General features: G+C 69.6%; 20 protein-coding genes. 6 read left to right on the top strand and 14 right to left on the bottom strand.

What is annotated here, in order from left to right:
- Positions 1-86: 86 nt before the first annotated feature.
- Positions 87-1808 (bottom strand): allophanate hydrolase, encoded by a 1722-nt coding sequence (gene atzF, locus ABEU20_RS10575; protein WP_420164363.1) that lies wholly within the window; start codon positions 1806-1808, stop codon positions 87-89.
- 221 nt (positions 1809-2029) lie between these two features.
- Here atzF and ABEU20_RS10570 point away from each other — a divergent pair, with 221 nt between their 5' ends.
- Entirely contained in the window at positions 2030-2668 is a 639-nt protein-coding gene (locus ABEU20_RS10570) for a DUF4232 domain-containing protein (RefSeq protein ID WP_420164362.1), read from the top strand.
- Between the two features lie 10 nt (positions 2669-2678).
- Here the strand turns inward: ABEU20_RS10570 and ABEU20_RS10565 are convergent, their stop codons facing one another.
- Positions 2679-3776: an alpha/beta hydrolase gene (locus ABEU20_RS10565; protein WP_420164576.1), complete on the bottom strand. Its 1098-nt coding sequence runs from the start codon at positions 3774-3776 to the stop codon at positions 2679-2681.
- Between the two features lie 210 nt (positions 3777-3986).
- On the opposite strand from ABEU20_RS10565, the gene ABEU20_RS10560 reads away from it, so the two are divergent.
- Positions 3987-5126, top strand: a complete 1140-nt coding sequence (locus ABEU20_RS10560; RefSeq protein ID WP_420164361.1) for a T3SS (YopN, CesT) and YbjN peptide-binding chaperone 1 — start codon at positions 3987-3989, stop codon at positions 5124-5126.
- A gap of 14 nt (positions 5127-5140) precedes the next feature.
- On the opposite strand, the gene ABEU20_RS10555 is transcribed toward ABEU20_RS10560, so the two are convergent.
- Positions 5141-5608 carry a hypothetical protein gene (locus ABEU20_RS10555; protein WP_420164360.1) on the bottom strand — a complete coding sequence of 156 codons (468 nt, stop codon included), beginning with the start codon at positions 5606-5608 and terminating at the stop codon, positions 5141-5143.
- Between the two features lie 214 nt (positions 5609-5822).
- On the opposite strand from ABEU20_RS10555, the gene ABEU20_RS10550 reads away from it, so the two are divergent.
- Positions 5823-6320, top strand: coding sequence for an excalibur calcium-binding domain-containing protein (locus ABEU20_RS10550; RefSeq protein WP_420164359.1), 498 nt, complete (start codon positions 5823-5825; stop codon positions 6318-6320).
- Positions 6321-6375: 55 nt separating this feature from the next.
- Here ABEU20_RS10550 and ABEU20_RS10545 read toward each other — a convergent pair whose 3' ends face one another.
- From ABEU20_RS10545 to ABEU20_RS10495, 11 genes are all read right to left on the bottom strand, one after another.
- Positions 6376-7500 carry a zinc-dependent alcohol dehydrogenase gene (locus ABEU20_RS10545; protein ID WP_420164358.1) on the bottom strand — a complete coding sequence of 375 codons (1125 nt, stop codon included), beginning with the start codon at positions 7498-7500 and terminating at the stop codon, positions 6376-6378.
- 2 nt (positions 7501-7502) lie between these two features.
- The gene (locus tag ABEU20_RS10540; RefSeq protein WP_420164357.1) at positions 7503-7766 is read right to left on the bottom strand and encodes a hypothetical protein; all 264 of its coding nucleotides are present in this window, start codon (positions 7764-7766) and stop codon (positions 7503-7505) included.
- Positions 7763-8926, bottom strand: coding sequence for an amidohydrolase family protein (locus ABEU20_RS10535; protein WP_420164356.1), 1164 nt, complete (start codon positions 8924-8926; stop codon positions 7763-7765). Before ABEU20_RS10535 ends, ABEU20_RS10540 begins: the two co-directional genes overlap by 4 nt.
- Positions 8927-9006: 80 nt before the next feature.
- On the bottom strand, positions 9007-9900 hold the full coding sequence (locus tag ABEU20_RS10530) for an SDR family NAD(P)-dependent oxidoreductase (protein ID WP_420164355.1): 894 nt from the start codon (positions 9898-9900) through the stop codon (positions 9007-9009).
- On the bottom strand, positions 9900-10349 hold the full coding sequence (locus tag ABEU20_RS10525; protein ID WP_420164354.1) for a Zn-ribbon domain-containing OB-fold protein: 450 nt from the start codon (positions 10347-10349) through the stop codon (positions 9900-9902). The genes ABEU20_RS10530 and ABEU20_RS10525 overlap by 1 nt, the downstream gene beginning before the upstream one ends.
- Complete coding sequence (locus tag ABEU20_RS10520) at positions 10346-11512, bottom strand: thiolase family protein (protein ID WP_420164353.1); 1167 nt, start codon at positions 11510-11512, stop codon at positions 10346-10348. Before ABEU20_RS10520 ends, ABEU20_RS10525 begins: the two co-directional genes overlap by 4 nt.
- A gap of 20 nt (positions 11513-11532) precedes the next feature.
- Entirely contained in the window at positions 11533-13920 is a 2388-nt protein-coding gene (locus tag ABEU20_RS10515; protein ID WP_420164352.1) for a CaiB/BaiF CoA-transferase family protein, read from the bottom strand.
- Between the two features lie 21 nt (positions 13921-13941).
- Positions 13942-15444: a class I adenylate-forming enzyme family protein gene (locus ABEU20_RS10510; RefSeq protein WP_420164351.1), complete on the bottom strand. Its 1503-nt coding sequence runs from the start codon at positions 15442-15444 to the stop codon at positions 13942-13944.
- Positions 15445-15452: 8 nt separating this feature from the next.
- A complete protein-coding gene (locus ABEU20_RS10505) occupies positions 15453-15749 on the bottom strand; it encodes a hypothetical protein (RefSeq protein WP_420164350.1) in 297 nt (98 codons plus the stop codon).
- Between the two features lie 176 nt (positions 15750-15925).
- Positions 15926-17329: an amidohydrolase family protein gene (locus ABEU20_RS10500; protein ID WP_420164349.1), complete on the bottom strand. Its 1404-nt coding sequence runs from the start codon at positions 17327-17329 to the stop codon at positions 15926-15928.
- The gene (locus tag ABEU20_RS10495; protein ID WP_420164348.1) at positions 17326-18579 is read right to left on the bottom strand and encodes a CoA transferase; all 1254 of its coding nucleotides are present in this window, start codon (positions 18577-18579) and stop codon (positions 17326-17328) included. Before ABEU20_RS10495 ends, ABEU20_RS10500 begins: the two co-directional genes overlap by 4 nt.
- A gap of 66 nt (positions 18580-18645) precedes the next feature.
- On the opposite strand from ABEU20_RS10495, the gene ABEU20_RS10490 reads away from it, so the two are divergent.
- The 3 genes from ABEU20_RS10490 (at position 18646) to ABEU20_RS10480 (ending at position 21224) form a co-directional block, all read left to right on the top strand.
- The gene (locus tag ABEU20_RS10490; RefSeq protein WP_420164347.1) at positions 18646-19710 is read left to right on the top strand and encodes an enoyl-CoA hydratase/isomerase family protein; all 1065 of its coding nucleotides are present in this window, start codon (positions 18646-18648) and stop codon (positions 19708-19710) included.
- A 122-nt stretch (positions 19711-19832) separates the two neighbouring features.
- Entirely contained in the window at positions 19833-20459 is a 627-nt protein-coding gene (locus ABEU20_RS10485) for a TetR/AcrR family transcriptional regulator (RefSeq protein ID WP_420164346.1), read from the top strand.
- Positions 20460-20537: 78 nt separating this feature from the next.
- Complete coding sequence (locus ABEU20_RS10480) at positions 20538-21224, top strand: SDR family NAD(P)-dependent oxidoreductase (protein ID WP_420164345.1); 687 nt, start codon at positions 20538-20540, stop codon at positions 21222-21224.
- The last annotated feature ends 5 nt before the right edge of the window (positions 21225-21229 follow it).

Genomic DNA, 21229 nt, shown 5'->3' with positions numbered 1-21229 from the left:
TTCGACGCGATTACGCGGTGTGGTCCGCGCTGTGTTCGCAGTGTTAACGAATCCACCCGGGAGGCCCGATCCGCGTTACCTGCGCGTCACGCGGGCACGCCGGCGAGGAAGGCTCGCCAGCCGCCGAATTCGGTGATGTCCACGCCCGTCGCGGCCGCCGCGGGGGTGCAGGTGAACCCCACCGCACGAGTCCCGTCGACGAGTGTCATCGCCGTCAGCGCCATCGGCTCCGGCAGCGCGGCCAGGAAGGACCCGAGACCGGCGCGCGAGATGCGGTACAACTCGCCCGGAAGCGACCGGCCCGCACCACCGTCGGACACCCGCACCAGTCCCGGCTTGGGCGGCTCGGAATCCAGGCGCACCATGAGGTAGTCGTCCGTGGTGGCGACGGCCCGCTCGAAGCGCGCCCCCAGCGCCTCCAACTGGTGGTGCAGCGGTTGTCCGCGCAGGTGCGCACCGAACACTGCCAGCAGGATGCCCTCGCCGGGCGCGACGACGGCGGTGTCACCGACGACGATCCGGGCGGCGACGTCGAGCGCGACCTGGTCGCCGAACGCCGGCGCCACCGTCATCACTCCGAAGGATTCGCCGGGATCGCCGGGCGCCGGCACCGCGACGGACGCCAGGTCGAGGAGGTTGCAGAAGTTGGTGAACGTGCCCAGACGCCGGTTGATCTCGACCGGATCGGCGAGCACGTCGTCGACGAGCGGATGCTCGGTCGTCGTGGGAAGCAGCAGCACGTCCACGTCGGCGAACAACTCCGCGGCGTAGTGCTTCGCGGCAACGAGAGCACCGGCGTCGCGGACGAACTCGTGGGCCGACGGCCGGGCCGACCCTCGGACGATGGCAGCCACCGTCGGGTCGAGTGCCGCATCGGGACGGGAGACGACGAACTCCCCGACCGCGTCGAACCTCTCGGCGACGAGCGCGCCGTCGTAGAGCAGGCGCGCAGCAGCGAGCAACGGGTCGATGTCGACGCGCACGATGTCGAGCCCGGCGTCCTCCGCCGCAGCCACGGTGGCCGCGAAACTGCGCCGGTAACTCTCGGAGAGCACGCCCAGTTGCGCCTCGATCGGGACGCCGACCCGGGCACGCTGCGGCGCCGCGAGTACGACGTCGGCCGGCCACGCTCGGCTACGGGCATCGGCCGGGTCGGACCCGATCATGATCGACATCGCGAGCCCCGCGAGGCCGACCGTCGGCGCCAGCACGGTGACGCAGTCGAAGTCGGCGCACGCCGGCACGACGCCCCGGGTCGGCACCAATCCGAGGGTGGGCTTGATACCGACGACGCCGTTGAACGCGGCCGGAACACGGCCCGAGCCGGCGGTATCGGTGCCGAGGGCGAAGTCCACCAGGCCCAGGCCCACCGCTGCGCCGGACCCGGAACTCGAACCGCCGGACACCCGGTCCGGGTGGTGGGCCGCTCGGACGACGCCGTACGGGCTGCGGGTACCGACGAGTCCCGTCGCGAACTGGTCGAGGTTCGTCTTGCCGACGAGCACCGCGCCCGCCGCGACGAGCCGTTCCACCGCCGGCGACGACGCCTCGGGGACGTAGGCGAACTCGGGACAGGCCGCCGTCGTCGGCAGACCGGCCACGTCGATGTTGTCCTTGACCGCGAAGACGGTGCCGGCGAGCGGCAACGTCTCCCCCGCCGCGAGCCGCTGTTCCACCGCGGCGGCGTCGGCGAGGACGTCCGACTCGGGCCGCACGTGAATCCATACCTCGGGGCGGGCACTGTCGGCGATGCGCACGAGGGCCGTCCGCGCGCGATCGGTGGGGGTGCTGGCGTCGAATGTCGTCATCGGTGGCCGCTTTCTCGCACGGGCCACCACAGGCGGCCCAACCATGTATACGTCGCCGTATACGCTAGGTGAGCTGCTGTTACAGGCGGGCTACACGGCGTGACGATCACGTGTCCGATCTCGACCCGCCCGGTCGGCCGTTCGGCGAGCCGATCTGCGGGGGACGCGGCCGCGTGCGATATTCACTGGAATCGAACCGTCGACTTCCAGGAGTGCGTGCGATGCCCCGAAATCCCGTCCTGATCCGCTCGCTCGGGGCCGTCGGCATCGCCGTCGTGCTCACCACCGCGGCCTGCGGCAGCGACGAGAGCGGCACCGCCGAACCGGTGGCCGGCACCGCCACCTCCGTCACTGCGGCCGCCGCTGCCGCCACGACGAAGGCCGCTGCGGCATCGACCCCGATGACCGCGGCGGGGACCGCGGCCGCGCAGCAGCAGGCCGGCTGCGTCGCGAGCGAGCTGCGCCTGACCCTCGGGCAGACGCAGGGCGCAGCCGGGTCTACCGAGCTGCCGCTCGTCTTCACCAACGTCAGTGGTCGCACGTGCGTGCTCGACGGCTTCCCAGGAGTTTCCTACGTGCAGGGTGGCGCTGACGGCGCCCAGGTGGGCGCGGCCGCGACCCGCTCCGGAGAGACCACCGGACCCGTCACACTCGCACCGAACGCGACCGCCACCGCGATGGTCCGTGCGGTCGAGGTCCGGAACTACCCCGAGGACACGTGCGCACCCACCCCGGTCGCCGGCCTGCGTGTCTACCCGCCCAACGACACGGGCTCGATCTTCGTCCCGTACGCGACGACCGGGTGCTCGAAGACAGGCGACGGCCTGAACCAGCTGTCGGTCCAGACCGTCACCGGCTGATCGGGTCGGCTCAGGAGAGGCCGAGGGCCTTCGCCAGCGTCGGCCATGCCTTCGGCAACTGGACGCGCCAGTAGTCCCAGGCGTGAACGCCGGCACCGGAGTAGTCGACCTTCACCGGGATGTCGAGCTGCTCGAGACGCGCCTGGAAGATCCGGGTGCACACGTTTGTCGCCCCCTCGATCGCGCCGCCGAGGTACAGCCGTCGGACGTCGTCGGATCCCTCCTCGAACTCGCCGGGCAACCCGTTCGACACCGACAGGTAGATCGGCTTGCCGCGCAGTTGTTCGGCGTTGCGGACCGAGTCGTGCGACACCCACTCGGGGCCGTCCGGATCCGACCACAGGTTCGTCGGATCTCCGCCCTGCGAGGTGACCGTGGTCTGCACGACGAGCCGTCCCAGCGGGTCGCTCGTCGAGTAGCAGCCGCTGAACGCCGCCACACCGCTGTAGAGCTCGGGGTTGCGGTGCGCGAGCATGACGGCGGACTGCGCGCCCATCGAGTTACCGGCAATCGCATTGACCCCGTTGGTCTTCAGCTTCGCGTCGATCAGACCGGGCAGCTCCTCAGTGAGGTAGGTCTCCCACCGGTTGAGGCCGAGCTTGGGGTCGGTCTGCTCCCAGTCCGCGTACAGGCTGGCACGCCCGCCGTTGATCAGTACGACATTGACGTTCTTGTCGGCGAAGAAGCCCGGCGCGTCACCGAGTCCCGCGCTCATCCACCCGCTGCCGTTGTTGCGGGCGCTCACTCCGTCGAGCATGTACAGCGTCGGCCGTGGCGCGGATCGGTCCGCGGGCAACAGCACCTGCACCGTCACCTCGCGGCGGAGCGCCGGAGACGCGACCGTGAGCTGGACGGCCTGAGCCGACAGCGACTTCTCACCGACGATCGCCGCGGCCGTGATGTCGTCGCGCAGCGCCGGCGGCGGACCCGGGTCCTCCTGCAGGGACTCCGGGATCGACGATCCCGCGCCGACGCTCCCGGCGCCCGAACTGCCGGTGACACTACCGAGGCTGCCCAGGCTTCCGGACAGGCTGCCGTCGGCCTCCGCCGCCGTCGCGGTACCGGCCGAGAGAACCAGCGCCATCGCGGCGGCGCCCACCGCAGCGATCGAACCTACTCGACCCGATCGAGGAGAACTGCCACCGTTCCTGCAGTTCTGCTCGCGAACCATCCGCATTACATACCTCCCAGTATCGAACTCGATTCGGGACATTAGGCGATGGCGCGGACAAACCGACATTCGGCTCCGATCAGGCAGGACGGGCGGCCTCGGACCGCCGCTTCGATTTCCACTCGACGGGCGCGATACCGTATTGCTGTGTCCGAGTTCTCGAACAGTTCTGCCGGAAACGACTTCGATCGCGCACTCGACGACGCTTGGGGTTCCTTCCGTTCACGCCTCGCCGACCGCATCGCCGCAGCGTCCGTCGACGACCAGTTGTTGCTCGAGACCACGTCGGAGACCGATGACGCGGACGGACGGCTGCCGTTCGTGCAGTGCCGGGTGACGGCATCCTCCGACGGCCCGGTCGTTCGGTGCGAGATCCCGACGGACCTCCAGCTGCCGCCTCGTCGACGCCTGTCCGGCGCCGACCGCGCGCGGCTGCTGACCCAGGGTTGGATCGCACCGGAGCCTGCCGAGCCGCCGTTGCAGTTCGAGGACTTCGACATCGGGGACGAACCTTCGCTCCTGGTCGAGAAGCCGGCGCGGTGGGCGGATCAGCTCGCGGCGATGGTCGTCGCGGTCTTCCGAGACACCTGGGACGTCCCGCACCCGAGCTTCCTGAGGCTGCATCACCTCGGCGAGAACGCCGAGCCGGTGCCCGACGAGACTCCGGACGCGACGCCGCGCCCCACTCCCCTCGACCGGTACCTGGCCATCCGTCCCCGCGACACCGAGCATCTACGCGAGGTGATCGCCCGGACCGTCGCCGACATCCTCGGCCACGAACCCGAGCGCGATCAGGACGGCGACATCGTGCTCCGGTTCGGCGCTGCCCTCGCGCTGGTGATCGCCAACGAGGCGGCGCCCGAGATCCAGCTGTGGGCGCCCCTGGTACGCGACATCAGCGGGCGCACCCGCGCCGCGGAACTCGTCACCGACCTCAACCGCCGGTGGCCGTACCTGCGCTTCGCGCTCTACGAGGATCGACTCCGGGTGATGATCGACATGCTCGCCGACCCGTTCGTCCCGCAGCACCTCGCGGACATGGTCGAGCACCTCGGCGACTTCCTCAACGGCGTCGACGAGGAATTCGCGTCACACTTCGGCGGCGTCCTGCACTTCGCCGCGGTGCCTCCCACCACCGTCGGCGATCCGCCACCGGCACCGGTCGAGACACCCCCCGAGGCACCGGATCCCCGTCGAGACGAACTGCCGGACAACAAGTCCGAGCGTCCCCGTCCGGTCGAGGAACCCATCCAGCCGTCGCTGTTCGACGACCTCGACGACCAGTAGCGTCGCTCAAGCGGTCAGCAGGGGTTGGGTTCACCGATCTTCACGACGGACAGGACGGCGTCGCCCTCGCCGATCGGCGCACCCACGGAGGGGGTCTGTCCGACCACGATCCAGTTCGAGTCGACGACCTGATTTCGCCCCTTGCCGGAGGCATCGGCGCTGCGGGAGAAGAAGACTCCGTTCTCCTGGATGAGGTTCTGCGCGTCCTGGAGATTCATGCACATCACGTTCGGCATCGGCACGAGCGTCGGGGCAGGAGCCGGCGCAGGGGACGCGGCCGGCGGCGTCGTGGACGGGACGAGGGCCGTACTCGACGACGACGGCGGCGCGAAGGATGCCGCCGGCTCGGAGCTCGTGGTAGTAGTCGTTGCCCGCGCCTCCGTGGTCGCGTCCGAAGACGATCCGCACGCCGCCAGCGATCCGGCGACGGCCACGCCGAGCCCCAGCGCGACCGCTACCCCCGCACGGCTGTTTCTCCGCACGCAAGCAACATGTGATGTCTTCATCGAAAGCTCCCCCGGGTTCGGCCACCGACCCGGTGGCATCTCTTGGTCGACGGCCGAAGTTATACAGCACCGAGGTGGGTGCGCACTGCGCCACCCCGAAAAAACCGACTGAAAGGTTCTGCGGTAAACAGTCCTGTCCCGTCATCACGAGGTCGCGTACCCCGTGGCCTCGACGTCGAATCGAGATCACATGCGTCTCCGCACGCTCACTCTGTCACTCGTCGGCTGCGCGGCGGTTTCCGTCGCGGCACCGGCAATCGCGTCGGCATCGACCGTTCACGACTTCCTCCCGCCCGCCGTCGCAAATGCGATTCCGCAGTTCGTCGCGGATGCTGTCCAGCCTCTGCTTCCGCCGGCACCCGTCATGCGCGCCGGAACGATCCAGGACTTCCTGCCTCGCGAGATCGTCGGTCTGATCCCGACCGGGTCCGCCGACGCGCTCGGTCCGATGCTTCCTCCGGTCGCGGCACCGCCGCTCGCAGCGCCGAGTTCCGTCCCCGCCCCCGCCCCGGCCCCGGCTCCGGCCCCGGCTCCGCAGGCAGCGCCTGCCCCGCAGGCTCCCCGTCCGCAGGCCGGATACAAGAACTGCACCGAAGCACGCAACGCCGGGGTCACCCCGATCTACCGCGGGCAGGCCGGATACGCCCCGCACCTCGATCGCGACAACGACGGCATCGCCTGCGAGTAACCCACGGTCGTCCCGCGCGGGAGGCGAACTCGCGCGCGGGACGGAAGCCGACCGGTCAGGCGCCGCTCATGGTCGGCGTGATCACGATGTTGATCGGCCGTTCCTCGGGACGGTCGCCGCGAAGTAGTTCGATGCCGTACTCGAGGCGATCGAATCCGAGCACATGAGTGCGCATGCGGCTGAGCGGGAATCGGCCCGACGCGACGATGGTCGCCGCCTGTTGGTACGACTGGACACTCGACCCGCCGCACCCGATCAACCGGATGTTCCTGAGCGTCAACAGATCGATCGGGAAGTTCTCGATCGGCCGGGTCTTCAGTCCCGCCGACACCACCGTGCCACCGGTGCGGACGATGTCGAGGGCGTCGAGCAACGGGCCGGTCGCGTGCGGCGACGTGTCGAGCACGACGTCGAATCCGCGTCCGCCGGTTGCCTGGCGCGCCGCGTCCCGCAGGTCCTCGGTCTCGACGTCGACGACGACGGCGGCACCGAACTCCTGGGCGAGGTCCAGCTTGTGCCGGTCCCGCGACAATCCGGTCGCGAGGATCGTGTCGGCGCCGGCCGCCTTCGCCGCGACGACGGCGGCCAAACCACGCTGGCCGCAACCCAGGATCGCGATGGTCGTCCCGATCGTCGTGCCGGGTGTCGTCACCGCCCAGTCGATCGCTGCCGCCAACGGATTCCACAACGTGGCATCGAGCGGGTCTGTGCTCTCCGGGAACGGGTGCAGGATCGCATTCGGGTGGATGTAGACGTGCGTCGAATAGCCGCCCCACAGCGAGGGCGCATGCCGGGTGGGGATGTACCCGTACGCGTTCGGGCGGAACGGCCACCCGACGCATCGAATGGTCGCGCCCTCCCGGCAGGCGTCGCACCGGCCGCAGCCGAGGAACGGGTTGACCGCCACCCGGTCCCCCACCCGGACGCCGTCCGCACGTGCACCGCCGCCGACGTCCTCGATGATGCCGACGATCTCGTGACCGTTGATCCGCGGGAACGGCGACACTCCGGGTTCGTAGGCCGAGTGCTTCACCTCCCACGAGTCGATGTCGCTGGCGCACAGTCCGTTCGCCTCCACCCGCAGCAGCGCCGCGCCGGGCTCGAGGACCGGAAGCGGGAACTGCTCGAACCGCACCTGCCGCGGGCCCGTCTGTACCAGTGCGGTTGCCTCGGACGCCATGATCAGCCCTCCTCCACGAATGCGCGGGACGCCTCGGCAGCCGCGATGCGACGGCGGACCAGATCGATCGCCTGGGCCGACGCTCCGGACTCCTCCAGATACGCCAGCTCCGCTGTGGCCTGTGTGACGACCGCGTCGAGCCGTTCGGCCGCGAGGTCCCGGGTGAGCAGATCCTGCTCGACCCAGTCGTCCGCCTCGATCCGATCCTCGGCCGTCATCGGGGTGATCGGCGGCTGTTGCCAGCCGAACGGATCGGGCGAGATCATGCCTTCGCCCCGTCGTCGTAGAAGTTGAACAGCCGGCGGGCATTGGTCTCGACGATCTTGACGACCTCGTCGTCCGGCACGTCCTGGAACCGGAACTCGGCGTGCTTGCGGCTGTTGGGCCAGTACGAATCCGAATGCGGGTAGTCGCACTCCCACGTGATGTTGTCGATGCCGACCACGTGCCGGTTCTTCAGACCGAAGTCGTCGTCGATGAAGCAGCCGTACATGTTCCGGAACCACAAGGTCGACGGCACCACGTCCTGCACCACGTTCTGGTAGTGCCGGTGACGCTCCCACACGGCGTCGATGCGCTCGAGCATGTAGGGCACCCAGCCGATGTTGCCCTCGGACAGCGCCACCTTGAGGTTCGGGAACTTGTGGAACACCGGCGAGAACAGCAGGTGCGAGGTGGACGACATCATGTTGGTCGCGTACAGCGAGATGGTGACCGCGTACGGGGCCTCCTCCGCGGTAGCCGGCGGACGACCGGAGGAGCCGAAGTGCATGCACAGCGGCATGCTCGTCTCCTGCGCGGCAGCGAAGACCGGATCCCAGTGGTCGGTGTAGTACGACGGCAGCCCGAGCGGAACCGGATCCTCCGGGAAGGTGATGCCCTTGGCTCCCTTCGCGGCGGTGCGGTGGATCTCGCTGACGCACTCGGCGATGTCCCACAGCGGCAGGATGATCACCGGAACGAAACGGTCGGGCGCGGCCGCGCACCACTCGTCGAGGACGTAGTCGTTGTAGGCCTTGACGCTCAGCAGCGCCAGCTCCATGTCGGTGCTCTCGACGGTGAAGAGAGCCCCCGCGAAGCGCGGGAAGGACGGGAAGCAGGTCTGCGCCCAGACGCCGTCGAGGTCCATGTCGGCCAGGCGCGCCTTGGGGTCGTAGCAGCCCGGGATCATGTCCGAGTAGCGGACGGGCTCCATCCCGAAGTCCTCGGGATTCTTGCCCGCGACCGCGTTGAGGCCGATCGCCGGGAAGCGCTTGCCCTGGTAGTTCCATACCTGCATGGGCGCGCCACCCGACGGCGACGGCTCCTCGACGATGCGCGGGCCGGCGTCGAGGAACTTGGTCGGCAGACGGTCGGCCCACACGGTGGGGTGCTCGATGAGGTGGTCGTCGACCGAGACGAGCTTCATCCAAGGCTGGAGTGGCATTGACGTGCCTCCTGTAGAAGTCTGTAACAAACGATTGTTGCAAGAGAAGTGGGCGGTGTCCGCGGAACCGCGGCGGAGCGTCAGATGACGGCGGAGAGATAGCCTGGTCGGATCCGCGTCGCATCGATGTCACCGGGCTGCCACCCGGGGACGAGGGCCGTGCCGTCCAGTGTGCGGACCGGACGTTCCAGTTCCACCAACAGGCCGAGGTTGCGAGTGATCTTGCCGGTCAACACCTTCGGATCCCCGGTGCACAGCGCCAACGCGGCCTCCGCGATGGTCTCCTCCGGTTCGGAGTTGCCCGTCGTGACACCCGGCACGGTGAGCGCGTTCTCGGTCGCGATCGAGTATTCCGGAGCCAGCGTGTTGACCGCGATGTTGTCGTCGTACAGGTCCATCGCGGCGCCCGTCGTGATCCGGTCGATCATGGCCTTGGTGCCGCCGTACAGGCAGGCGCCGAACGTCGAGTTCGGGGCGAACGGCGGGCCCTTGCGCGGCCCCGCCTGGGTCGAGGAGATACTCAGGATCCACCCGGCCCCCCGCTGCCGCATGCCCGGCACGGCCGCGGTCGCCAGATCCCAACCGGCCCACACGTTCGTCTCCACCGAGTCGTAGAAGGACTCCCGGGTCATTTCTCCGTACAACTGGCCGAAGTGCCGAGTGGCCGCGGCGTTGTTGACGAGGATGTCGACCGGCGCGCCGAATACGGACTCGGCGTGCGCGATCACGGAGGCGCGGTCGGCGGTCGGGTCGCCGAGGTCGAACACCAGGGCATCCGCGGTGCCGCCGTCGGCGCGAATCCGATCGACGGTCTCCTCGAGCGAGCCCTGCAGACGGCCGTCGCCGGCCCGCATCGACCGCGACACTGCGAGAACGTGGATGCCGTCGGCGGCGAACCGTCGCGCGATGGCCCGGCCGATGCCGCGGCTGGCGCCCGTGACGACGGCGACGTGCGGAATGCCGTTGCCGATCATCACTTCACCTCATCGACGGTCGGCGCGAAGTACGGCAGCACCACGCCGTGCTCGACCTCGTGGAACTCGACCGCGACGGACATCCCGATCCGGACGTCGGCGGGTGCGCAGCCGACGATGTTCGACACCATGTGGTAGCCCTCGTCGAGTTCGACGATGACTACCACGTAGGGACTGGTGAACGCCGGCGTCTGCGGCCTGGTCACCTCCGTGTAGCTGTAGACGGTGCCCCGTCCGTCCCCGACCTGCCACGCCAGAGCGTCGCTGCCGCAGCCGCGGCACAGGCGGTTCGGATCGAATTCGGCGCGGCCGCATGCGGTGCAGCGCTGGTACCGCAACTCCCCCAGGGCGCACCCGTCCCAGAACGGCTGCGAGAGCACGGTCGGCTCGGGCAGCGGGATCCCCGCCCGCTGCGGGGCCAGCACGGTTGCGATGGCGTTCTCGCTCATGGTCGCTCACTTCCCAGTAGCAGTACATCGGTGAAGAAGGCGCCCGCACCACCGTTGCTGCACAGCACCACCTCGGCGTCGTCGACCTGGTTGGTCTTGCACACGCCCTGGAGCTGGTGCACGGACCGGGCGATGCGCTGGGTGAGCTGCACGATGCCGCCGCCGTGGCTGTAGGACATCAGACCGCCGTCCGTGGTCATCGGCAGCCGCGGATCGTCTCCGGTGACGTTCTCGACGACCCACTCGCCGCCCTCGCCGTCGGCGCAGAAGCCGAAAGCCTCGAACTGGCGGATGATCTCGAACGAGAACGGGTCGTACAGCTCGGCCACGTCGACATCGGACGGGGCCAGCCCGGCCATCGCGAACGTCTTGCGGGCCGCGCGGCGCCCGACGTACCCGTTCGGGATGTCCGACGATCGGCTCCCGAGGTCCCAGCTGGGGGCGTGCTGATAGGACGGACCCATGTGGTCCAGGCCGCCGCCGAGGACGTAGACGGGCTTGCCGGGCAGGTCCTTCGCACGCTCAGCGGTGGTGACGATGAGCGCGCAGCCGCCCTCGGAGGTCATGGCGCAGTCGAGCAGGTGGAACGGATCGGCGATCATGCGCGACGTCAGGATGTCGTCGACGGTGAACGGACCGCGGCCGTAGTAGATCGCGTCGGGGTTGACGGTGCCGTTGTTCCGGATCCGGGCGGCCACCGACGCCATCTGCTCGGACGTGGTGCCGTGCTGGTGCATGTGCCGACGCGCGATGAGCGCGAATTCCGAGGCGGTGTAGAGACCGAACGGCGCGACGAACTCGTTGGACGGCCGCGTCCACGGTGCGGTGGACTCGCGTTCGGTGTACCGGCCGGCTTCGCCGTCGGCCACCAGAACCGTCTCGCACAGTCCGGCAGCCACGACACTCGCCGCGTGCAGCACACCGGTGATGCCGCCCGGGTTGTTCGCGTTCCACACCGGGCCCAGACCCAGCGAGTAGATGAGCTGCGGCGCGGTCTTGCTGTACACGCCGTCGATCGTGGTCGGGTCGATACCCGATTCGGCGATGACGCCGCGGGCAGCCTCGAGGCTGATGGTGAAACTGTTGTGGCCCTCCAACACCCGAGCCTGCTCGGTGTTGTAGGCGGCGACGATCGCGACGTCGCGGAAGGGATGTGCACTCACATCGAGTACTCCTGTCGGAATCAAAGATGAAGGGGGCGTTCGCCGATCACATTGCTGTCGTGAAGATCTCCGAGGCGGGACGCGTCCAGACCGGCCAGCGCGGTCAGCACCTCGTCGTTGTGCTGGCCCAACGTCGGGGCCGCCGTCGTGAACGCCTGACCCGGACGCGTTGCGAACACGACCGGGAGCCCGGGGATCTCGAGCGGCCCGAAGACCGGGTGATCGACCTTCTCCGCGAAACCGCGGGACCGAACCTGCGGGTTGTCGAGGATCCGGCTCGGATCGACCACTCGTGCGGCCGGTACGCCCCGGGCCGAGAGTTCGCCGACGAGTTCCTCGGCGTCGCGCTCCGCGCAGAACTCGGTGAGCAGTTCGTCGAGCCGATCGTGATGCCGGCGACGCCCGCCCGCGGTGGCGAAATCGGGTTCGAGCACGGTGTCCGGCAGACCCAGGACCGCGGCGAGCGCCGCCCAGTGGGCGTCCTCGGTGACCGCGAGCGCAAGCCAGTCGTCCGCCCCGCCCGCGCACCGATACATGCCCTGAGGCGCGGCGACCGGACCGCGATTGCCGTCGCGGGACAGCGAGTTCCCGTAGGCGCTGTACTCGATGACCATCTCGGCGGCGACGTTCAACGCGCTCTCCACCATGGGCACCTCGACAAAGCACCCCCGGCCCTCCGCTCGGGCGTACTCGAGGGCCGACAGCGTCGCGACGGCCGCGTGCAATCCCGCCACGGGGTCACACGGTCCCTTGAGGACCATCGGACTGCCGTCGCGGTACCCCGTCATCCACGACAGGCCCGTCGCCTGCTCCATCGTCTGCGCGAATCCGGTGCGGTCCCGCCACGGGCCGGACAACCCGAAAGCCGGCATCCGCACGAACACGGCGGCAGGGTTCGTCTGGTGGATGCGGTCCCACGTCAGCCCGAAGTTGTCGAGGACTCGGGGAGAGAAGTTCTCGATCACGACGTCGGCGTGCCGGACCATCTCCAGCAGGACGTCGACCCCCTCGGGGCGGCTCAGATCGAGTGTCACACCGAGTTTGCCGGCGTTGGCGCCCTGGTAGACGCCGCCGGCCTCCCACCACGCCGGCTCGCCGGGCGATCGGGTCGACGTGAAACGCATGCCGTCGGGTCGCTGCACGGACTCGACCTTGATCACCTCGGCGCCCATCCCGGCGAGCACCTGCGTCGCGGCAGGACCCGCCCAGAACGCGGTGAGGTCCAGGACCCGGACACCGGCGAGGGGCGCGGCGTCCGATTCGTCGAGTGGCCGGTCCGGCTGCACGCGTGGTGCCCACGGCAGCGCGCCGTCGTGCTCTCCGAGCCGGGGCGCGGGGCCGATCGAGCCGGGCAGGACCGAGTCGACGAGATACGGCCGCCGCGGTTGGACGAAGCCTGCCGGGTTCTCCACGAAAACCCCGCGTTCGACGAAGTGCGGATTCTCGGTGACCGTTTCCGGGGTTCCGATCGGCGATACCGGAATCCGCATCGCGCTGGCGATCTCCTCGATGGCATCGACCGGCATGGCCGACGTCCACGCTTCGATCATCGCCTGGAACTCCGCGTAGCGCCCCTGCCGTCGCCGCACGTCGACGATCGACTCGTCGGCCAGCAACTCGGCCCGGTCGATCATGATCAGGAAGTCCTGGAACATCTGGGCGGTGATGGTGCAGAAACCGACGTAGCCGTCCAGGCAGTGCTCGATCGACGGGATCTCCACCGTCCGCGCTGTGCGGCGGCCCGGCGCGCCGGACAGCGTCGCCGTCACCGGGTGATAGAGAGCCATTGCGGTGCACATCGATTCGAGCATCGACAGGTCGGCCCATTCGCCACCACGGCCACGGCTCCGGGAACCGACACGCAGGCCGAGCGCCGTCGCGGCAGCGAACGATCCGGCGATCCACTCGCCGAGTCGACCGCCGGCCTGCAGCGGTTCCCGACCCTCGGGGCCACGGATCGCCATCGAACCCGCGAGGGCCTGGAGCGTGAAATCGGTGGCGGGTAGCTCGGCCCACGGACCGGTGCGCCCGAACGGAGTGATCGACAAAACGTCCACACCGGGCACGGTCGCGCGGACCTCCTCGATGTCCGCGACCGTCAGCTCGCCGGATTCGACCACGAGATCCGCACCCGCGACGAAATCGCGGACATGCCTGTCGCGCAGTGTCCCCCGGACCGATCGCTTGCCGGCTGCGAGGTACCGGAAGAGGGCGGCGTCGGACGATCCGGAAGCGTCACCTTCATCCCGACGCCGGAGTGGGTCGCCGTCCGGTCCGGCCTCGATCTTGACGACGTCCGCCCCGGCGTCCACGAGCATCTTGGTGCAGTACGGCCCTGCGATCCCCGTCGTGAAGTCGACCACCCGGAAATCGGCGAGCAACGATTGACGTGCGTTCTGCTGTTGCACTCTGGCTCCTCTCGATCTCGATCAGGCGGTGATGGGCACGAACTCGTCGCGCAGGACGCGACGCAGCACCTTGCCCAGGTCGTTGCGCGGCACGTCCACTCGGAACTCGACGAATGCCGGCACCCGGGACGATCGCAGTCTGGCTCCCACCCAGTCGCGAATCTCGTCGGCCGTGAGCGCACCGTCCGGACGCGCCACGACGGCCGCCACGACCACCTCGCCCCACTGGTCGTCCGGAACGCCGTAGACGACGACGTCCTCGACCGACGGATGCTCGCCGATCACGTCCTCGATCTCACCCGGCGACAGGTTCTCGCCGCCGCGGACGATGACGTCGTCGAGGCGCCCCTCCACGTAGACGTATCCCCCGTCGTCGATCCAGCCGCCGTCACGGGTCCGGAACCAGCCGTCGGCGTCGAGCAGCGAGGCGCCGGAGTACTCCCCCGACACCTGTGCGCCGCGCACCCACAGCTCGCCCCGTCCACCGGCCGGAACGTCACGGCCGTCGTCGTCGCGCACCACGATCTCGACGTCGGGAACCGGAAGACCGACCGACCCCAGACGCCGCCGGACGACCGGATCCGGCGACGAGATCGCGGCACGATGCTCGGCGGGACCGAGAACCGCTACGGACGAGGATGTTTCGGTCAGCCCGTAGCCGTTGACGAAGTCGACCTCCGGCAGCAGCTCGAGCGCGCGCTCGATGACGGGAAGCGGCATGCGGCCGCCGCCGTAGGACAGATGGCGCAGCGACGGCAGACCGTTCCCGTCCTCGGCGAGCACATCCACGATGCGGGCGAGCATCGTCGGCACGACCATCGCATGGGTGATCTCCTGCTCGCGCACGAGGCGCACCCATTCGCGCTCGTCGAAGTTCGGCATCTGCACGATCCGGCGGCCGCTGTAGAGACCCGTGAGCAGGCCGGCGACACCGGCGATGTGGTACGGCGGAACGCTGACGAGAGCGGCTTCGTCGGGCCCCGCGCTGAACAGTTCGGTGCCGCCGAGGACGTACGACACCAGGTGTCGGTGACGCAGGATGGCGACCTTGGGCGTCCCGGTGGTTCCGCTGGTGTGCAGGAGGACCGCCGGGCTCTCGGGGTCCTGGTCGGCCGGCGGGATCTCGGCCGCGACCGCAGCGCCGAGACTCTCGACCAGCACGTCCGGTTCCACGGTCTCGATGCCGTCCACTCGGCCACCGATCCGGGCGACGGTGCCGTCCGCGACCAGAAGGGCCGGCGCCCGGCCCGCCACGAGCCCGCTTAGCGGCTCGTCGGCCAGCCGATAACTGACCGGCGCGAAGGGAATTCCGGCCCAGGCGGCACCGAACAGTGCGATCGGGAAGGCCGGCGACGCCGTCGATCCGTACAGCACGGTGTGCACGTCAGCGCCGGATCGGTCGGCCGCGAAACAGCGTGCCAGCTCGAGCAGGCGACCGTAGGTGAGACCGTCGTGCTTGTCACCGATGGCGATTCGGTCACCGTCCGCGCCGGCGGCGATCTCGAGAAGTGTCAGAATGTTCATCGATTCCCTCAGTCCGAGGCGGGCATCGCCTTGGGCGCCTTGACACCCAACGTCTCGCCGTCGACCGTGAGCACGCCGGTTCCGGGCTTGGTGCACAGCAGTTCGACGGTGCCGTCGGCGTTGCAGTATCGCTTACCGAGCTGGAGGTCTCCGCTCGTGTCCCCCACCGGATCTGCGGCCTGCTCCGGTGCGACCATCGGTGCGCCGTCGCAACGGACGTCGACGTCCTGTCCGGGGACCCGGATCACGATCAGTTCGGCGACCGACGTGGTGCTTCGCAATCTTGCTCCGACACGCAACTGCATGAGATTGACTCCTTGAGGTTCAATTCGAGATCGATGCTCGCGGGCACACGGTGACGACGTCGTTGCCCGCGTGGATCAGCCCGGTCCAGAGTCCGAGCAAACGTTTGTTGCAAGCAACTATGGCAGCCCGATGTGAGCCACGTCAAACACCGCGAACAAGCGCATACACCTCTCCCTCATCTCGCGTACACCACACGGCCGTCGATGAGAACCGTTCCGACAGCAGCAGAATCGGGGGCATCGAGCATCACGCGCAGCGGTACATCGAGAATCACCAGGTCGGCCACGACACCAGGCCGGACCCGCCGGGGCGGGCCTCCGGGCCGATCCGGCGGAGCCAGACAGGCGGCGAGCGCCGCCGCTGCGTCGATCCGCTCGCCCTCGCCGAACACCGCACCCGATTCGGTCGTGCGGGTGGCGGCGGCACGAATCACCACCCACGGATCGAGTGGGCCGTAGGGGGCGTCACTCGACAATGCCACCGGCACGCCGCCGTCCAGGAGCGTGCGGCACCGGTACAGGTCGGCGTGGTCGCGCGCGTCGACCCGGGCCCGGTAGTCCTCGCCGCGATCGGCAACGAAGCCGGGCTGGGTCACCACCGTCAGTCCGTGCCGACGCAGATCGGCCACGGCTTCCGCGGGGACGACGGACGCGTGCTCGATCCGGTCCCCCGGAACGCAGCCGACGTCGGCGAGGACGGCGAGCAAGACCGCCAGCGACTCCCGGCTGACACTGTGGACCGCGAACGCGCGTCCGCCCGCGTGTACCCGCCTGATCGTGTCGGCCAGGCGGTCGAGGTCGGGCACCTCGGAGTCCGCGAGCACGATCTTGTAGGGCCCCACGGTGACCCGGTCGGCGTGCACGTCGATGTCGGTGAGCGGCGCACCCAACAGTTGCAACCGCTGCGGCAGGTCACCGGATCGCGTCGCGTCGACGAGCGCCTTCAGTGAACCGGTGCTCAGGTCCGGCGTGGCATCGGTGACCGCCGTGACACCCAGGCGGGCGAGTTCGGCTCCGACGGCGTCGAGTGGGGGCGGACCGGTCGCCGGGAGCAGGGCCCTGAGCAGGTCGTCGGCACGAACGACGCGCCCGGTGGGTCGGCCGTTGCTGTCGCGCTCGACACCGGGGTGCACGGCCGAGTCCAGACCCGCTGCGCGGATCGCCGCACTGTTGAGAATCCACATCGCGCCGCTGCGGTGTTGGATCCGCACCGGCCGGCGGGAGTGGAGACGGTCCAGCCCCGCCGCGTCCAGTTCCCCGGCGACGGTCTCGACATAGCCGACGCCGCGAACCCAGCCGTGCTCCGAGACCGCCTCGGCCAGTGCTCGTTCCAGCCCCTCCGGCCCGCACACGTCCGGCGGACCGCACCGCACCGACGCCCGGGACGCGGCCATCGCATGCAGATGCAGGTGGTGGTCGACGAGTCCCGGCAGCACCGCCCCGCCGCGCGCATCGATCGAGTTCCCCGGGCCGCGCGGCAGATTCGGCCCCACCTGGGCCACCCGGCCCCCGACTACCCTGACGTCGACACCCGGCCGGCCGTCCACCTCCGCGTTCCGGACGACGCAGTCGCCCGTCATGCAGGAACTCCCAGTTCGCGCAGCACCCGGCCGGTGTCGCGCCCGGAAGCGGGAGCGGGGGCGAACGACCCGGTCCGTCGGTGCGGTGGGGCGATCTCCACCTCACCGGATTCGACGTCGACCACCCAGCTGTCACCGCGCCGGCGTACCCGGGGTGAGGGCGAATCGATGTCGACGAGCGTCGTCGCCACCACCTCGGACATCGAGATTTCCCACAGGTGACCGGGGCCCGCCGGCGGCGCACTCATCGCGCGGACGGCAGCGGTGAGCCCGGTGAGCGGATCGGCGATGGCGTCACCGACGAACATCGGACAGCCGGCTTCGTCGGCCGCGACCAGCCCGCTCGACGCTGCGACGTCGTCGCCGAATCCGACTGCCGGCGAATCCCGCCCACGCGCGGTGATCGACACCCACGTGGTCCCGGCGGCGCAGGCGGTCCTCGCGTCGAGCCCGAACCGCTCCAGTGCGCGAGGGCGTGATGCCTCGACGACGATGTCTGCCGCGGCAACGAGGCCCGCCATGGCTCGTCGCCCGGAATCGGTGTCCGGGTCGAGAACCACCGACTCGTGACCGGAGTGCAGCAGATCGTAGAACCCACGATTCCCGAACCGCGCGCCGTCCGGGCGATTCGGTGTCTCGACCTTGATCACCCGAGCCCCGGCCGCGCCGAGCAGATGCGAACACAGCGGCCCCGCCCACAGCGCGCTGAAGTCGACGACCACCAGGCCTTCCACCGGTCGGGGGCGACCCTCGATCGGGGCCGGTGCGGGCGCGCGGCGCACCACCGGACCTCCGGCGATACCGAGCATGTCGGCACCCTGTGCGAGCTCCGCGCCCGAATGCTCACGCAGCCACGACGCAACCGCGGGCCACGGGTCGTCGCCGACGTCTCGACCGACGAGCGCGCCGAGCAACCCGGCGTCGTCGGGTCGCGCGCACGAGACCGCCGCCCACCCGTCCGCGGTCGGCAGTAGCCGGCAGTGCCGTCCCACCGAGATGCTCCCGCCGCGAGTGCCTCCCGTGTACGCGGCGCGCTCGGAGAGCAACCGGGCACCGTCGACACGGACGGGGTGCGCGGTGCCGGCCGTCGCCGCGCCGATCCAGTCGGAGAGTTCCCGGGCGTACGACGCTGCCCGACCGGGTGGCACGACCGGCGAGCCGTCCGGTGGACCGGTCAGCGCCACCACCCCGCTCTCCGCCCAGTCCCGGACCCGGTCCACCTGCGGCGACGACCGCCGGGGCACCGTCATCGAGAACCTCGTTCTACACTCCACGCACCTACACTTGCACAAAGCTTTTCGATCTACGAGGACCGAATGCCTTTCCACCCTCCTCGCATCACCGCCCGCGAGCTCGCCTGCGGCGCCGCCGATGCACCGCTACTCGGCGACACCGGCGAGATCGACACACCGCTGATCGTCGTCGATCTGACTCCCGACTCGGACGGGGTCGACGACCCGGCAGTGGTCGCGGCCGCGGCCCGGCGGGCGCGCGAGGCCGATCGGATCCTCCTCGGCATCACCGGCCACCCCTCGGCCGCCTCGCGGGCTCTGGCGGACGAACTGGACGTCACGTACACCGAATCCGACCGGGACGCGGTCCGGTCTGCCGTCGCGGTCGCCGACCTCGGCCGCGCCGTCGAGGATTTCGCGTCGTGCATCGCCGCCAACCCGCAGGCCTCGGTCGTCCTGCGCCAGGTCCTTCGGGGCGGCGGTGGCGTCGATACCCGCGCGGCCGTGGACATCGAATCGCTGGCGTACTCGACGCTGCTCGGCGGACCGGAGTTCGCCCGCTGGCTCGAACATCGCGGAGCGCGACCGCTGCCTCCACCACCGGAGTACGACCCCGTGCTCGTGGCCCGCGACGGCGACGAACTGCGGATCACGCTCAACCGACCCGAACGACGGAACGCGTACGGCGCGCGCCTGCGTGACGCACTCACGACCGCACTGACGGTCGCCACATCGGATCCGTCGATCACCCACGTCGTGCTCGACGGCGCCGGGCCGTCGTTCTGCGCGGGCGGCGACCTCGACGAGTTCGGCACGACGCCCGATCTCACACTGGCGCACCTGATCCGCACCCGCGCGGGTGCGGGCCTGCTCGTCCACGAACTGTCCGAGCGGATCGAGGTACGCGTCCACGGGGCCTGCGTCGGCGGCGGAATCGAGATTCCGGCGTTCGCGGGCCGTATCGTGGCGAGCGCGGACGCGTGGTTCCGCCTGCCCGAGGCCGAGATGGGACTGATCCCGGGAGCGGGTGGTACGGCGAGCATTCCGCGACGGATCGGACGGTGGCGGGCAATGCACCTGTTCGTGACGGGCGCCCGGTTGGATGCACACACCGCGTTGGGCTGGGGGCTCGTGGACGCGATCCGCTGACCGGGACCCGACACGGGGTACAGCAAACGCTTGTTGCAGCCCCCGGCTCCACCTGACATGATGGGGAATCCTCGGAACCGAGCGCGACCATTCGCGCTCACTGTCGCAGAAGGGCCGTGCACATGCCGTCGAAGCTCGATCAGGAGTCGGCGAGCGATCGCCCCAGCGACGCCAAGACCGCCTTCCTGACCAGGATTCGTGAGGCCGCGGTGCGTCAGTTCGCCGAGAGCGGCTACAACGGCACATCGATGCGGGACATCGGTTCCCTCGTCGGCGTGCACGCCGGCAGCCTGTACGTCCACATCAAGAGCAAGGAAGACCTGCTCTACCAGATCGTCGGCGAGATCGCGGAGAGCGGCGAGGCTGCGTTGCAGCTGGTCGAGGCGTCCGACGTCGGAGCCATCGACAAGCTCCGCATGCTCGCCCGCATCCACCTGCGCTGGTCCATGGCCAACCCGGACGCCGCGAAGGTGTTCGAGCGGGAGTGGATGCGGCTCAACGGAGCCCAGCTCGCCGAGGTGCAGGTCAAGCGCCAACGTTGGGCGGACGCTGTGGAGCGGATCATCAAGGCGGGCGTCGACGACGGCACGTTCCGCGACATGGATGTCGCATTGGCGGCCGTCGCCTTCCGCTCCGTGCTGAACGCCAACTACACGTGTGACGGCGACCCCGACGTGGACGGTGTCACGCTCGCCGACGAATTCGTCGACTTCCTCTTCAACGGCTGGGTCGCCTCCGAGCACCGCTGAGCCCGGCCGTGCACTGCCCCTGCCATGCCGTTGCCGCGTCTCGGCCGGCACGACCCCCGAACATGTGAGGACCCCGACATGACTGGAACAGCGTTCGTCACCGGCGGAACCGGCGCACTCGGCGTCGCCGTCACCAACCACCTGCTGTCGATCGGCTGGCGCGTGGTGGTGCCGTTCATCGAGCCGTCGGAGGCCTCCCGCCTGGAGGCGCACGACCGTCTCGAACTGGTCCGCTGCAATGTGTCGGTCCCTACCGAGCTTTCCGCGGCCGTCGCCGTCGCCGCCGGTGACGCCGACGCGCCGCTGACGGCACTGGTCAATCTCGTGGGCGGATTCGAGTCGGGCCCGCGCACCCACGAGGCCGATGCGGAGGCCATCGACCGCCAGCTCGATCTGAATGTGCGGACCACGTATGCGGTTCTGCGCGAAGGTCTTCCTCATCTCGTCGCGCTCGGCGGCGGCTCCGTCGTGTCGATGTCGTCGGGTGCGGCGCTCGCGCCGTTCCCGGGCGGCACGGCCTACAGCACGTCGAAGGCCGCCGTCCTCGCGCTCGCCAAGTCGATCGCGGTCGAGTACAAGGCGGATCACATTCGGTCCAACGCCCTGCTTCCCGGTGTGATCGACACCCCCGCCAACCGCGTGGCGATGCCGAACTCGGACCGAGCCAACTGGGTCGCTCCGGCCGATATCGCCAAGGTGATCGCATTCCTGCTCTCGGACGACTCGGCCCCGATCTCCGGTGCCGCGATTCCCCTGGGTCTCTGAATGAT

The organism is Rhodococcus parequi, from assembly GCF_046042785.1.
In the GTDB taxonomy this organism is placed as follows: domain Bacteria; phylum Actinomycetota; class Actinomycetes; order Mycobacteriales; family Mycobacteriaceae; genus Prescottella; species Prescottella parequi.
Note: the sequence above shows the minus strand (reverse complement) of the source record. Positions and strands in the feature narration are given on the sequence as shown.